The organism is Paenibacillus sp. FSL R5-0912, assembly GCF_000758605.1.
GTDB lineage: Bacteria > Bacillota > Bacilli > Paenibacillales > Paenibacillaceae > Paenibacillus_AQ.
Window position 1 is genome coordinate 5062295 of record NZ_CP009282.1, and the last position, 14834, is coordinate 5077128.

11 protein-coding genes are annotated in these 14834 nt (G+C 51.6%); 2 read left to right on the top strand and 9 right to left on the bottom strand.

Going from position 1 to position 14834, the window contains the following annotated elements; all coding sequences use genetic code 11:
• Positions 1–9 precede the first annotated feature (9 nt).
• From R50912_RS21520 to R50912_RS21530, 3 genes are all read right to left on the bottom strand, one after another.
• Positions 10–738 carry a metallophosphoesterase family protein gene (locus R50912_RS21520; protein WP_231637688.1) on the bottom strand — a complete coding sequence of 243 codons (729 nt, stop codon included), beginning with the start codon at positions 736–738 and terminating at the stop codon, positions 10–12.
• Positions 739–964: 226 nt separating this feature from the next.
• Positions 965–2086 (bottom strand): IS200/IS605 family element RNA-guided endonuclease TnpB, encoded by a 1122-nt coding sequence (gene tnpB, locus R50912_RS21525; RefSeq protein ID WP_042237740.1) that lies wholly within the window; start codon positions 2084–2086, stop codon positions 965–967.
• A gap of 254 nt (positions 2087–2340) precedes the next feature.
• On the bottom strand, positions 2341–3921 hold the full coding sequence (locus tag R50912_RS21530) for a sigma-70 family RNA polymerase sigma factor (protein WP_042237742.1): 1581 nt from the start codon (positions 3919–3921) through the stop codon (positions 2341–2343).
• Between the two features lie 312 nt (positions 3922–4233).
• On the opposite strand from R50912_RS21530, the gene R50912_RS36245 reads away from it, so the two are divergent.
• The gene (locus tag R50912_RS36245) at positions 4234–6405 is read left to right on the top strand and encodes a YDG domain-containing protein (RefSeq protein ID WP_052416592.1); all 2172 of its coding nucleotides are present in this window, start codon (positions 4234–4236) and stop codon (positions 6403–6405) included.
• A gap of 153 nt (positions 6406–6558) precedes the next feature.
• A protein-coding gene (locus R50912_RS34410) for an IS3 family transposase (RefSeq protein WP_156123488.1) occupies positions 6559–7892 on the top strand; the annotation gives its coding sequence in 2 pieces (ribosomal slippage) (positions 6559–6940 and positions 6940–7892; 1335 coding nt in all).
• Between the two features lie 87 nt (positions 7893–7979).
• On the opposite strand, the gene R50912_RS21550 is transcribed toward R50912_RS34410, so the two are convergent.
• From R50912_RS21550 to R50912_RS21575, 6 genes are all read right to left on the bottom strand, one after another.
• Entirely contained in the window at positions 7980–8516 is a 537-nt protein-coding gene (locus R50912_RS21550) for an RNA 2'-phosphotransferase (RefSeq protein WP_042237745.1), read from the bottom strand.
• Between the two features lie 603 nt (positions 8517–9119).
• Positions 9120–9875, bottom strand: a complete 756-nt coding sequence (gene sigF / locus R50912_RS21555; RefSeq protein WP_036727459.1) for an RNA polymerase sporulation sigma factor SigF — start codon at positions 9873–9875, stop codon at positions 9120–9122.
• 11 nt (positions 9876–9886) lie between these two features.
• Complete coding sequence (gene spoIIAB, locus R50912_RS21560; protein WP_042237747.1) at positions 9887–10342, bottom strand: anti-sigma F factor; 456 nt, start codon at positions 10340–10342, stop codon at positions 9887–9889.
• Complete coding sequence (gene spoIIAA / locus R50912_RS21565; protein WP_036727462.1) at positions 10339–10692, bottom strand: anti-sigma F factor antagonist; 354 nt, start codon at positions 10690–10692, stop codon at positions 10339–10341. The genes spoIIAB and spoIIAA overlap by 4 nt, the downstream gene beginning before the upstream one ends.
• Before the next feature lie 186 nt (positions 10693–10878).
• Complete coding sequence (locus R50912_RS21570; RefSeq protein ID WP_442950527.1) at positions 10879–12090, bottom strand: D-alanyl-D-alanine carboxypeptidase family protein; 1212 nt, start codon at positions 12088–12090, stop codon at positions 10879–10881.
• 254 nt (positions 12091–12344) lie between these two features.
• Positions 12345–14810, bottom strand: coding sequence for a S9 family peptidase (locus tag R50912_RS21575; protein ID WP_063840077.1), 2466 nt, complete (start codon positions 14808–14810; stop codon positions 12345–12347).
• Between the last annotated feature and the right edge of the window lie 24 nt (positions 14811–14834).

Below are 14834 nucleotides of genomic sequence, written 5' to 3' on the forward strand. Positions count from 1 at the left end.
CGGCTGCAGTTATTCCTTTTCGCCAAACCGGATTGAATAGGTCTTATACCCGTCTTCATTAATCTCCAGACAGTTCAGCTGCTCTCCATATACACAGCCGCCGTCAATGCCAATCTTGTCTCCATGCGGGCTGAACCAGATTCCTGCCCCGTCCTGCAAATCTACCGTGGAGGTATGGCCGAATACGACCGTCTTTGCGGTAGAGGTTACCGGATGATTGTAGAACGGCTCGCGAATCCAGATGAAATCATACTCCCGCTGGCTTGTCCAGTCGGCAAGAGAAGGATCAATTCCTGCGTGGACGAATACATGGGTGTCCGTTTCATAATAGAAAGGCAGCGTACCCAGAAAATCCAGATGCTCCTGATACTCGCGGCGCATATATTCCTTCATCTCCGCATACTCCTTCCAGCCTGAATCCGGGCGCAGCAGGACCGAATCGCGGCCTCCGCAATAACTCAGCAAGGTATGAAATCCTCCACCTGTAATCCAGTGTGTATCGCGCTTGTCATCTTCACCGGCCAGCGCATCACACGCCATCTGGTCATGATTGCCCCGCAGCACGATAACACCGTGCTCTTCCGCAAGACGTTTCACCTGCTCAACCACCGCCCTGCTGTCCGGCCCCCGGTCCACATAATCACCAAGCAGAATTAACTGGTCTTCGGAGGGGATATAGTTGGCTCTGCGGAGCAGCAGGTTGAATTCCTCCACGCATCCATGAATGTCACTAATCACTAAAGTTCTGATACTCGTTCCTCCTCTTCTTTTCATAAGAAGCCTTACACTCAGAATATTAATTATACTGTTGAATTCTCCCCCACTTAGCTAACGCTTGAAGTGGCGGATTCTTGCGAACAGAAGAGTACCCTCTTCTTATGGAGCAAGCGATCCCTGCGTTCCCGCAGTTTTACATTTTTGACGCTAGTGAAATGTTGAATTCTATCGTTTGGTTAGGTGGGGGTTAAACCGCTACTTGTTCAATATTGTGAGCGGCGTTTTCGTCACGGTCATGGATCGTCCCGCAGGCCGTACACGTCCATTCCCGAATGGACAGGTTCTTCACCTCGGGGTGGATTGTGCCACACACATGGCAACGCTGACTGGTCGGCTCAAACGTTTCGGCGATCCGAAGATTTCGTCCATACCATTTCGCTTTATACGTCAGCTGTCGCACCCACTCGCCCCAAGACGCATCAGCAATGGATTTTGAAAGCTTGGGGTTCTGAATCATATTCGCCACACGCAGATGTTCGATACTAATCGTTTGGTTTTCACGAATCAGTCTCGTGGTCAGCTTGTGGAGGAAGTCATTTCGTTTATTGGCAATGCGTTCGTGAATACGAGCGATATGCTGCCTTGCTTTCTTCCAGTTGGAGCCGCCCGGAGTACGCCGAGCCATCCGCCGCTGCCAAAGCGCCAGCTTGTTCTCGTATTGACGGTAAAAGCGAGGATTGGCGATATGTTCGCCGTTTGAGCATACTGCATATTCTTTCAAGCCTAAGTCGATGCCAATAGGTGTATCCACCTGAGGCAGAGGGTTCTTTTGAACTTCGCAAACGAGCGAGACGAAAAATTTCCCGCTGGCGTTTTTACGAACGGTAGCGGACAATATCCGGCCTTCCAGCTTCCGGGAGTTTGCAAAACGTATCCAGCCGAGTTTGGGGAGCTTCAAGCGACTGCCCTCCATGGCGATATTCCCGTTGGTGAATTTGGTCGTGTAACTTTGAATCGGATGCTTTCGGCTCTTGAAGCGTGGCGCTTGATTTTGCTTCTTGAAAAAACGATCAAAGCTATCCGCCACATGACGGGCAGCCGACTGCAAAGCGATGCTATCGACTTCTTTCAGCCAGTCGTATTGTGCTTTTAAACCGGGGAGTTGTGTCGCACAAGCGTGATAAGACAAGCCTTTTCCCGTTTCCGCATACCTTTGATTCCAAGCTCCCAAGAAGTAATTGAACACAAAACGGCAGCAGCCAAACATTCGACGAATGAGTTGCTGTTGCTCTGTATTGGGGTAGATCCGATATTTATAGGCTTGATGAACCAGGGGTTTCGGAGAAACCTCCTGCGCAGACACGAGCATGTGCAACACCTCCTTTTAGTGATCTCATCCATATTATAGCACATATGTTCGTCTTGAAATCGAAAACTACTGATTCATCCCCACCCTATCGAGGGTGGAGTATTCTCAGCTTTTTTAGATAAACCCGGATTTCCGCACGGCCCTGCTGCTGAAAACCGGTTGTAAGCGGTTATGCGGACAGCAGCCTGCAGAAAAAAGAGGTTAGCCCGTTGTTCAGCCGGGAACCCTCTTCATCCAATACTATTCGCTCTGTGTTACGTTTCGACCTGCACTGGTAATTCAGCAGCGCTGTCCCAGCGCCAAGGCACCTCATGCCCCTGCAGATGCAGCCCGCCGTACCATTCATCTATACCTTGTATCCTCACTCTATCCGCTGTTCCGGCCAATACCCTCTCCCCCAGCTCTGACATAATAACTGTGCGGTTCAGGAATTCCGGTACTTCTCTGTAGTCTGTAATTTCTGCCGTACCCTCAATAATAAGCAGAGGATGCTCTCCAGCCGTCAGCGTGCGAAGAACCTTCCAGTATTCCACGTCTCCCATTCCCAGTCGGTGCAGTGCATCTGTAACTTGACGGAACAGCTTCAGGGGCGTATCCGCTCCGCCAGCCACAGCCTCAAGCGTCGTCTGTTCGGCAATACCAAGACCGTTATCAATTGAAGGCAGACGTGAGAGATGAAGCTTAAAGGCATCATAGGCAAAAGAAAACGCGGATTTGGCCAGCTCGGGCTTGCTCTCTTCCAGGAGCTGTGCCAGCTGCCGGGGGTCTGGAGATGCATATGCCTGCCATAGCCTGCTCCCAAGCTGCAGCTCCTCCGTGCCGATATTCTGCCAGGTTCCGGACAAGGTCTGAAGCTGTTCTGCCGTAAGCTGGCCCAGACCATGGAACAGCTCAATTCCGGGAAATTCCCCGATGCAGAGCAGACTCAGCTTCGTGCTGCCCAGCTTCCGGTTGCTGAACCAGTGCAGCAGGTAGGCCAGCATACTCTGGTCGAACAGATCATGCTCAAACCACAGGACCACTTCATCATAACGCTGAAATCCGCTGAGCATGCGCTCCTGCTCCTCACAGCCCTTCATATATTCTTCTGCCGGAATTCCCAGTGTGGCCTGCAGAACCTCCGCCCGCAGCCGCCGCTCCTGCGCTGACGACGGATTCATGAATATCGGCCCCGCCGTGTAGATTTCTCTCCATACGAGCACATCTCCTTGGACAATCCCCTGCTTCAGCTTATCTCCAACGAAATCACCGTTCACAATATGCAGCATACGCTGTCCTCCCTCTTGTAACAGATTCAATGCGGCCGCAAGATCGGCTACGGGAAAAGCCCCCTTCAGCTTGCGTCTGCCGTCATACAGCCTTTTCTTCAGCGTTCCGGCCGGAATTCCCAAATAAACGGAAATCTCCTGTAGCGAATAGCCATAGAAGTAGAACAGCTGCAGCGGTACCCGCAGCCTGGCGGACAATTCTGCCACCGAGCTATGCAGCACCTGTGCCCATTCTCTGCGTTCGGCAATTTCCTCAACGCCTGGAGAAGACCCGGCGACATGTACTGCTGCCTCTAGCGGCAGCAGTGTTTGGTGTCTGCGCCGCAGCAACCGGTGGCACTGCCTAACCACAATGGTTCTGAACCAGCCCGGAAACGCCGCCGGCTCCTGCAGACTCCCAAGGTTCATATACGCCTCAATAAATGCCTCCTGCACCGCGTCTTCCGCCAGCTGAACATCTCCCAGCATATGGTAAGACACTACGTAAGCCATACCCCGGACATGCTCTGTCAGCTGCCTGAATGCTCCGGCGTCCCCTTTCTGTGCTTCTTCAATCCACTGCAGCATAAGCCTGCGAACCTCATTTCTGTATTTTCATCTGTTCTAAGGATAAGTGCCATTCCAAGAGGAAAAGGTTACAAATCATTGTTCAAGATCCGGGTTAGCCTATCTATGCTACATGCCCTTAGTTTATTGACCAGTGTCAGGTTTATATTTTGATAAATTAAATTTACACAAACTAATTTTATTCTAATTAATTTTTAATAATGTGTGTTACTATTATTTCATTTAGCAAATCTTGGAGCCTGGGAGGATATTTAACGCGAATAACAACAGCTTATTTCATCGGAGACATTACAAATTTCAGGAGGCATAACATTGAACCCTAAACCCGGCAGACTTTTTCTCTCCACACTAATGATTGTTACCGCACTTTATTCTTCTTCGGTTGGAACAGCTTTTGGCGCGGCAGCACCTTCATTAACAGGCATCACAGGCCACTGGGCTCAGAACGAAGTGACGGAATGGGTTGAAAACGGGTTCATTCAGGGATACGCCGACGGCAGCTTCAAGCCGGATAACAGTCTGAAAAGAACCGAATTCATGGCGCTGATTAATCGTGCGTTTGGGTTCACTGAAACTGCGGCTGTCTCCTATACGGACCTCTCTTCAAGCAACTGGGCCTACGCCGAGGTTGCCAAAGCAGTCAAAGCCGGATATGTCAACGGATATTCAGATGGGACCATCGGTACAGGCAAGACCATCAGCAGACAGGAAGCCGCAGTAATCATCAACCGGTTATTGAAGCTGGATGCAGCGCAGACCAGCGCTATTTTCAGCGATTCCAAGGATATTGCCGCCTGGGCACTGGGTTCTGTAAATGCAGTAGCCTCCGCAGGGATCATGAAAGGGTATTCCGAAGATAACAGCTTCAAGCCCGGCAGGGATATTACACGCGCGGAAGCAGTAGTATCATTAACTAGGACTAAGGCCATTGAGGCTGCACCGGCCAGTACACCGGATAATACAGGCACGGTCACCCCTTCGGCAACTGCCTCTCCGGCAGCCAGTCCAACAGCTTCACCGACGGCTACACCTTCACCTCCCCGGAACCCCGATATTCCTTCAGTTCCAACGTCCACACCTGTCTCCACACCTACAGCAGCACCAGAACCGGAAGCTACAGCAACATCAGAACCTACAGCGGCTCCGACTGTGACTCCTGATCCGGCAGATACGACAGCCCCGATCCTTACAAGTGTAACTCTTGGAGCCGTTACTGTAGGAGACAATGTATACGGGACAAGTAACGAAGCGGGTTATTTGTATCTGGTCCCTTCTACAGTAATTGTCACCCCAACCGGTCTGGAGAATTCTGTCCAAGCTGACCACGGGATAAAGCTGGCGGTAACTGCCTCCGTCTATTCCCAGCTGAACACGCAGGGCCTGCCTGCAGATCATTATGTTGTATATGCTGTAGATAGCTCCGGCAATATTTCAATCCCTTCAAGCACGATTGAGGTTATAGCCATTGAGCTGTCCCTAGATGCTCCGGCCTCACTGACGGAGTCCAGAACCTATGATGGCACTGCCACCGCAGCGGTAACCGCAAGTCCTCTGCAAGGCGTGCTGAGCGGTGACGTAGTAGAAGTGCATGCATCCGCTTCTTACAGCAGCGCGGTGCCCGGGATCAGCAAGACTATAACAGTTATCTACACCTTAAGCGGAGCCCAGGCAGCCAGTTATATTGCTCCAGCCCCATACACCGTACATACGGGGATCATCTCGCTGAATCCATTGACCGTCGGGGCTCCGGATCTGACCTTGGCGAAGTTCAAGGACGGAACAACCACGGCAGCTGTTATCCCTGGTCAGCTCGTTGGAGTAATCCCCGGCGAAGATGTCAGTGTGAGCGCCGTTGCCAACTATGATACCTCTGCAGTGGGTACGGGCAAGACCATAACTGTAGTCTATACACTTAGCGGTGCTGATGCCGGAAATTATATTGCACCTGTGAACTACATCGCTACGAATGGAGAAGTTGATAAGGACCAGATTACACGGTCCAGAGTCTATGATGGAACTACTGCGGCGGCAGTGGTTGCCGGGGCCGTGACCGGAATCGAACCTGGTGATATCGTCACAGTAGAAGGTATTGGTGAATACAGCGATGTCAATGTAGGAATGAATAAAATCATAACTATTTCGTACATTTTGACAGGTCCAGACGCTGGCAATTATCTCCCGCCTGTTAGCTACACCATAAGCACGGGGATTATCACTGCCTTGCAGTTAGACATTACCCCACCAGCCATCACGGAGTCCAAGCTCTTTGACGGAACGCTATCAGCGCAAGTTACTCCAGGCACTCTGATTGGAGTCCTTCCGGGAGATGATGTAACGGTCAGCGCAACGGCGGCTTACAGCGACGCTGCTGTGGGCAGCGGCAAAATCATCACCGTAGTCTACACCTTATCCGGGGACGATGCCGCGAACTATTTGGCACCAGGGAATTATATGATTTCCATAGGTGTAATTGTAGCGCCTTAGGCAGAGATATGTGAACACATGGTAAAAGATAAAAGCGTCCCTCTAGCCGTAAACTGAACTGTGACCCACAAGAAAGACACTTTGAAAAAAGTGACCTTCTTGTGGGTCTTTTGTGTTTTAATCAGAATATTGGAAAAGGAGCGGGATAAGACTGTGGGAAATTTAAATCGAACCCTATTTACGGAAGATATCATTAGAAGATTAGAGAAGAATCCAAATGTTCAGCGAGTATCCGAGACGAATATTTCGTATACTGCTGAGTTTAAGTTGGCGGCAGTGAAGGCCTACAACGAGGGGACACCCCCGTCAGAAATATTTCTTAAGGCGGGCTTTGACCTAAATCTCATCGGTTCTAAAAAACCAAAGCATAGTTTGAAACGCTGGAGAGATAGCTTTGCTAAATATGGTGAACTAGGACTACTGGAAGAACGGCGTGGCAAAGGCAGCGCTGGACGAAAGCCTGCATGTGCCTTGTCTGCTGACGAAGAACTGAAGCGCGCAAAGGCGAAGATTAAATTACTAGAAGCTGAGGTCGACTTTCTAAAAAAGCTCGAAGCGCTCGAACGGAACCAAGGAAAACCTTAACACCTTCGGAGCGCTACGAAATCATTTATCACACCCTGAGAGCCCATGGATTAAGCCGTATGACTCGTTATCTATGTGGAGTCGCCGCTGTGAGCACCAGTGGCTATTACAGATGGCTGGGCGCCGAGCAAAGGCGTCAACTCCGTGCAGCCGACGACGAGCGCGACCTTGTTCTTATTAAGCAACACTTCAACGCATTACAAGGAAGAGCTGGCGCTTTGGTGATTAAGATGCGTTTGGAGCATCTCAGCGGTGTCACCATGAATCACAAGAAGATTCGCCGATTAATGCGTAAATTTAACCTTGTCGCAGCCTTACGGCAAGCTAATCCGTACCGTAAGATGGCAAAGGCAACGCAGGAGCATCAGACCTGCGCAAACTTACTGAAACGCCAATTTGACCAGAAAGAGCCGGAGAAAGTCTTTCTAACCGATATCACCTATCTGCGGTACGGAAACGGACAGTGGGCTTATCTTTCGTGCATAAAAGATGGAGCAACCCGGCAAATTCTTGCTGACTGTGTAGCAGGGACACTAGAGTTACCACTCGTTGAAAAAACCATTCGGCGTCTGCTGGAACGGCTTGATGGAAATCTTCATCCAGAAGCCATTTTCCACTCCGATCAGGGCATGCACTACACACATCCTAAAACTCGTCTCCAAATTGAGCAGGCAGGTTTTCAACAGTCTATGTCCCGTAAAGGGAACTGTTGGGACAATGCATCGATGGAGTCGTTCTTTGGGCATATGAAAGATGAAATGAGCGTTCGAGATTGTCAGAATCTCACAGAAGTCAGGGCTCGTGTTTCGGAATATATTGCCTACTATAACTCCGAGCGATACCAATGGACATTAAAGAAGATGACTCCTGACGAATTCAGAAGTCATCTCCTTGCGAGCTAGCTCTAGGGTATTTCTTTTAAACCGTCCTCAAATCGGGTCACAGTTCAAACTGGCTGGTTGGGGCGCTTTTTGATGTTGGTTGCGGTACTAGTCAGAAATGAATTCAGGCGGGATGTAGTCCGCTAACCAGATATTATGATTGCCTTGGTAAAACTTGATTCCTTCGTTCGCTGCCCGCCCGGCGTCAATTATTAAGATCACAGGATTAGAATCTTTACGGCCTCCAACCAGCTTTGCTGTTTCGGTATCAACCGAGAAATGCACATACTGTCTCTTCATTGGTTTAAGGCCCTCGTGCAGAATCGTCTCCACCCATTGCCTGGCTGTCCCATGGTACAGAACGGGGGGTGGGGTTTCATTCTGCTTAATTATCTTTTGAAGCACAGAGTGACCATATAGCGCCCTTATCCTGCCCTCCACAATCTCATGCCGCTGTTTAGCCGATACCTCTATCATCTTAGCCAGATCATCTGCAGTTACTGAATTCCATTGTTGCTCAAGGCGCAGTGCGCTTAATAGCTGCTGTATCTCTACAAAGCCCTCATCATCTAATTCCAGTTCATACTCCCAAGGCGCGTGACGCAGTGCATATGAAACCTCTTTACTGACCTTCGAATAATCCATATCAGACCTCCTCACTAAAATGCCGCATTGGCGTCAAAAATAACATATATGATTACGAGTTTATCATAGGTAACGCTGCCCAACATAATACGGCATAGGCTATATATAATCCTTCGGCTGGGGAGAGGAGGACTGAAATTCCGCTATTTCAGCTAATCAGACGGATTTGCGGAGCACGCGGACTCAGAATCCGATATGTGTTAGCTCTAAACAACATTTTGGGCGGTGGAGGCGGAAGTTGGCTGATATTGATGACGGGGGCAGCGTCTTAATAGAGAGATGGCTGTGACATCAGCGGCGAGAATGACTGGCGGTGGGCAAAGGCGAACGTATCGGCGGCGGTAACTAACGCGGTGGCGGTGCGGCAATGGTCACATTAGCGGCGGCGGTTCCATTGTCTTGGGCGTCCTGTCCACAGCAAAAAGCCGCCCCTCCCGAGGCAGCCTCTTGCATCCTGCACACATTGCCGTTCCTTGCACCCGTCACTGTACATCCTCATACCCTATTCATGCTCAACTGTACTTCCAGTCCGCCACCCTGGCGGTTAACGCCAACGACGGGGCTGTTTGACTGCTGCATCGCTGCTGAACCCTTGATTCCGGCCTACTGCGCGATCTGCTCACGGATGTTCGCGAGAATCTTCTTCTCCAGCCTCGACACCTGAACCTGCGAAATGCCGAGGCGGCTGGCGACTTCGGACTGGGTCTGGTCGCGGTAGTAGCGCAGGTAGACGATCAGGCGCTCGCGCTCGGTTAAGGCTCCGATGGCCTCATTCAAGGCAAGCTTGTCGAACCAGCGCTCTTGCGACTCGTCGGCGATCTGGTCGATCAGTGTGATCGGATCGCCGTCATTCTCGAAGACCGTCTCATGAATCGAAGTCGGCGGCTTGTTGGCTTCCTGGGCGAAGACGATTTCTTCGGGTGTCACGCCCAGCGCCTCCGCCACTTCGCCGATGGTCGGCAGGCGGTCGAGCGTTTTGGACATTTCATCCTTCATCTTACGCACCTTATTGGCCATTTCCTTGAGTGAGCGGCTGACCTTGAGTGTGCCGTCATCGCGGAGGAACCGCTGGATCTCGCCGATAATCATCGGCACCGCATAGGTGGAGAACTTGACCTCATAGCTGAGGTCGAATTTATCAACGGACTTCAGAAGTCCGATACAGCCGATCTGGAACAAATCATCCGGTTCATATCCACGGTTCATAAACCGCTGCACCACCGACCAGACGAGGCGGATATTGCAATTGACCAGCGTGTCGCGGGCCGTATGATCCCCGGCTTGACTGAGTGCGATTAGACGTTTGACCTCCGCATCGTCCAAATAGGTCGGCGGAGCTTTTTTTGACTCTGCATCCATGGCTCCAACCCCTAATTGTATAAAGCTTTTTTCGAGACGATGGTTTTCTTCATTGAAATGGAGGTGCCGCGTCCCGGTTCACTGGTAACTTCGAATTCATCCATGAAATTCTCCATAATGGTAAAACCCATGCCCGACCGCTCCAGCTCCGGCTTGGAGGTATACAGCGGCTGCTGGGCCAGCTCCAAATCCTCAATGCCCTTGCCCTGATCTTCAATCGTCAAATGCACCGTCTCAACATCAATGGAAGCGGAGATGCTGACCACTCCTGCAGGATCACTGTCGTATCCGTGGATAATGCAGTTGGTGACCGCCTCCGACACAACCGTCTTCAGGTCATTCAGCTCCTCCATGGTCGGATCGAGCCTGGAGACAAAAGATGCCACTACCACACGTGCGAATGATTCATTCTCCGACAGTGCGGCAAACTGGACGCTCATGAAGTTACGAGCTTCACTATTTGTCATAACGCAACCTCCAAATCCGAGAGTGCAGCGCTCTCGTCGTCATATAGGGGCATGATCTTGAACAGGCCCGACATTTCCAGCAGGCGCTTCACGGGTGCTGTGGCATCGCAGACTGCCATTTTGCCGCCCTTGCTGCGGATCAGCTTGTACCTTCCCAGAATGACTCCGAGGCCTGAGCTATCCATGAACTGCAGCTCCTTGAGGCTGAGAATCAGATGCTCCACCTGGCCCCGCATAATCGCTTCATCCATATCCATACGTACATAATCGGCTGCGTGATGATCCAGTTCACCAGACAAACGGACAATCAGCACACCCCGGTGATGCTCCATCTCCACATGAGAATTCATCCTTGCCACTCTCCTCTTCGTTGCTTGGACAACCGCCCTGTAACACCATTCTTTCCCCTACAAGGACAAGGTTTTCTACACCGCAATTGAGGATTCCTGCCTCACGACAAAACTAGAAGAAAACCCCTAAGAACTTACATAAAGCATGGGACGAATCTACAAAATGCAAGAAATTAATCACTAGCTCTAATCAATGGTAAAAAGCGACCCCGTTGTACGCTTGAACAGCTTCCACCAGCCTGCCTTAGCCACATCTTCGCCTGCCTTCAGTTCGTATTCTTTCAGCACGTCAGTCCCTTGATATACGACCAGCTTGCCGACAGTCTGATCTGCGGCCACAGGAGCCTTCAAGTTTTCTTCCAGCACCAGCTCATGCCGGATACCCTCCTGGGTAATTCCTTTTTTGAGTAATACACTGTAAGTTTCCTTCGCCGTCAGCGGCAGCTCCGTCTTCACGCCCTTCTCAATCTTCACTGTGCCGATGGGGTCCCCCGCCTTGTGAATCGTATGCAGCTTATATTGGGAAAAGAGGTAATCGAACATCGACGACACTTCACTGTTGCGTGTTTTGGTATTCGGCTCACCCAGTACAACCGCAACGGCACGCAGTCCGTCTCTGGCCGCAGTTGCGGACAGGCAGAACTTCGCTTCAGCCGTATACCCCGTCTTCAGGCCGTCAGCGCCTGTATAGAAACGCACCAGCTTGTTCGTATTGACCAGCCAGAACGGCTTGGCCGAATCCTTGCGCAGGTAATCCTGATAGGAGCCGGTGTACTTGATAATCCGCTCATGCTTCAGCAGTTCCTGGCTGATTACGGCGATGTCATGCGCAGATGAATAATGATTCGCTGCCGGCAGTCCATTGCAGTTGGCAAAGTGGGTATCTTTCAGACCCAAGGCTTCAGCTTTCTGGTTCATCAGATCCACAAAAGCGCTCTCCGAGCCGGCGATTTTCTCCGCCATCGCTACAGAAGCGTCATTGCCGGAAGCCATGGCGATGCCCTTCAGCATTTCATCCACCGTCATTTCCTCACCCGGCTCCAGAAAAATCTGAGAACCGCCCATCGATGCAGCATACTCACTGGTGCGCACTTTGTCGGTCAGCTGCAGCCTGCCTTCATCCAGCGCCTCCACGGTCAGCAGCATAGTCATAATTTTGGTAATACTGGCCGGCGGCAGCTTGTCATGGCTGTTTTTCTCGTAGATGATCGTGCCCGTGCTGGCATCCATTAGAATGGCAGAACGTGCCCCGGGTGCGAGGTCAACTGCAGTGCTTCCGGTATTGCCAGCATTGGCAGTGCCTTTGGATTTTTCCTCAGCAAAAGCGCCGGATGCCCCTCCCAGAACCGAAACAGCGATGCACAGCGCAAGCGTTACATAACGAATTTTTCTCACAATGGTTGCCCTCCTGAACGTTAACCTTCATTTCACAGGTACTGTGTTCCAGTTTCGTCAAAAGTGCAGGAAATTATTCCATTTTTGCGCAGAAAAAAGGAGCTTAGCAAATAACACTAGAATCAGCTCCATATAATTCACGCTGCATGAAGCGTTAAAAAGCCCGCACCTTGTCAGCAAGATGTGGGCTGTAGTTATAGAATAACTTTTTTAGTTCATGTTTATTCCGAGTAAAGGCATTTGCCTGGACTGCTTCACTATACAAGTTCGCTTTTACTCTGCAGCGTATAATTCCTTGAATCTTCTCCCGCAGCCGGTCCTTCTTCTACCACATTCCACTGCCGGTAAATTAGGGTATGAAGCATCTCCGCCTGTTCCCTGGTCAGCTCAAGCCCTTTCAGACTTGCTCCCATCTGTACATAATCCTCATTCTCGATCAGCCGGAACCGGAACCTCAGCAGCTTCTTCAGTCCATTGGTATGCAGGAATCCGAATTCATATCCTTCCCGGACCGCCTGCTCCCAATCCACATGCATGTCTTCAGCAAGCTGTGCGCGTTCCCGGGTGTCCATTCCGGGTTCAGCCAGTAAGCTCTGCACAGCTGAAAAATCCTTTGTCCTCAAACTGTCAATCACAGTCTGCTCCGGCATTCCGCTGCTCCGGACGTTCTCAAGCAGCAGAGCAAGGGGCAGCGGAAGCTGCATTCTCTGCTTCATCTCATCACCTCCGGTCAAATATTGCTTGAACCAGGAATTAACCTCTTGCAGGGCCTGTACACGGTAAGAAGGCTTGCCCAGCTTAAGGAACATGTGGCCTGAGCCGGGATAACGGAGCAGACGGGCCGGGTTCCCGAGACGCTTCAGTGCGGTATACCATTCGTCCGACTGTCCGACAGGACAGCGGAGATCCTGCTCCCCATGCATGATCAGCATTGGAATTCTCACCTGATTCACATAGGCCAGAGGAGATCTGGACCACAGCTGCTCCGCATGGTCCCATGGATTGCCGCCGGCAATTCCTTCTGTGTAGGTGATCCCAATGTCGCTGAGCCCATAGAAGGATAACCAGTTGGAGATGCCCCGCTGCGAGACGGCAGCGCGGAAACGGGTGGTATGTCCAGCTATCCAATTGGTCATCAGGCCCCCGTAGCTCCCGCCCATTACGCCCAGCCGATTCTCGTCAATGAAGCTATAATTCGCAACAGCCGCATCCACGATATCCATCAGGTCCTGATAGTCGCCATTTCCGAAATCCCCGCGGCAGGCCTTGGCGAAATCCTGACCGTAACCGAAGCTGCCCCGGGGATTGGCGAACAATACCGCATAGCCTTCTGCAGCCAGCACCTGAAGCTCATGGCTGTAGGCTGGTGCATACATGGCATGCGGGCCGCCGTGAATGACCAGAATCAGCGGCACCTTCTGCCCTTCTGCCAGCTTCTGCGGCTTCATGATCCATCCATGGATCTTATAGCCATCAGCTGTATCTGCAGCAACCGGCTCCGGAAGAATCACGTGTAACTTGCCCATCAGCGTCTTATTCATGTTCGTTAATCCAAACACTTCGCCCGTCCGGGTATCAACACGGATCAGCTCTGCAGGTCCGCTCTTATCCATGGCGGCAGCCACCACATAGGGGCCATCTGCAGCAGCGGAGATCTGATGAATATCCAGCTCACCAGCTGTAAGAGCCACCGGAGCCTCATTCCGGACGAACCGGTATAGATGAACCCCGCCCTGTGAAGTTCCCAGTGCATACAGATCAGTCCCGCCATTCAAATACAGAGGGCCCGGAGCCGCCATGCCTGACTTCACATCATTCAACACAAAATTACCGAGCTGCATTTCCGTCTCGGCATGGAAGACCTCCGGCGTGCCTCCTTCAGCGGGCAAAGCATACAGACGGTTATGGGTTCCGCTCCCATAGGTGCGGTCATCTCCGATAAGTGCAAACGCGCTGCCGTCAGGAGAATAAGTGAATTGGCTGATATTCAGAGTCGAAGATGATCTCTTTCTAACCCTCATGTCGGTCAGATCCATCGTATACAGATCATTGAAGGGCAGCAGATCAGGGTCCTGCACCTCCTCGTCCACAATCTTCGTCAGAAAAGCAAGCTCCCGGCCATTCGGCGACCATGCCGGCTGCGCGGCATTATACTTCCCAGAGGTCAGTTGGACAACCTTGCCGCTGCCGGTGTAGAGCAGGAATAGATGGGAATACAAGCCGTCCCACCAGCCCGCGCCTTCAGCCTTCGGAATCGTCCGCTCATAAGCTCGGCCAAGGCTGTTCTCCAGCGACTTGGCTTGCTCGGGGGGAAGTGATTCTATATGGTTGTCATTGCTGACCTTAGCCGTAAATGCAATCATCCGGCTGTCCGGTGACCAGGAGAAGCTGAGGACCCCGCGCTTGGCATTTGTCAGTTGTACTGGCTCTTTGCCCGAGGGAGATACCGCCCATACCTGCCGTCCAACCCCGGCATCACGCATAAAGCCCAGGCGGCTTCCATCCGGAGACCACTGCGGAGCGCTGTCCTTGTCGCCCTCCGTTAGGAGCGTATCTGAATCTCCATCCAGGGACACCCCCCGAATATAGGTCCGGTACTCATTGTTTACCGGGTGAATCTCCTTTACCAGGTAGGCTGCCATGTGACCGGCTGGATGTACCGCCGGGTCACTGACCAGTCGGTATTGCCTCAAAGTCTCGGGTTCAACCCGTTTTGCTCCCATAAGCAGATCCTCCTTAGATTGAAC

What these genes read in the sequence shown, in the direction of transcription:
- tnpB (WP_042237740.1), bottom strand. Translation starts at nt 2,086, where the DNA reads ATGCTCGTGTCTGCGCAGGAGGTTTCTCCGAAACCCCTGGTTCATCAA.
- R50912_RS21530 (WP_042237742.1), bottom strand. Translation starts at nt 3,921, where the DNA reads ATGCTGCAGTGGATTGAAGAAGCACAGAAAGGGGACGCCGGAGCATTC.
- R50912_RS21550 (WP_042237745.1), bottom strand. Translation starts at nt 8,516, where the DNA reads ATGGATTATTCGAAGGTCAGTAAAGAGGTTTCATATGCACTGCGTCAC.
- R50912_RS21575 (WP_063840077.1), bottom strand. Translation starts at nt 14,810, where the DNA reads ATGGGAGCAAAACGGGTTGAACCCGAGACTTTGAGGCAATACCGACTG.
- spoIIAB (WP_042237747.1), bottom strand. Translation starts at nt 10,342, where the DNA reads ATGACAAATAGTGAAGCTCGTAACTTCATGAGCGTCCAGTTTGCCGCA.
- sigF (WP_036727459.1), bottom strand. Translation starts at nt 9,875, where the DNA reads ATGGATGCAGAGTCAAAAAAAGCTCCGCCGACCTATTTGGACGATGCG.
- spoIIAA (WP_036727462.1), bottom strand. Translation starts at nt 10,692, where the DNA reads ATGAATTCTCATGTGGAGATGGAGCATCACCGGGGTGTGCTGATTGTC.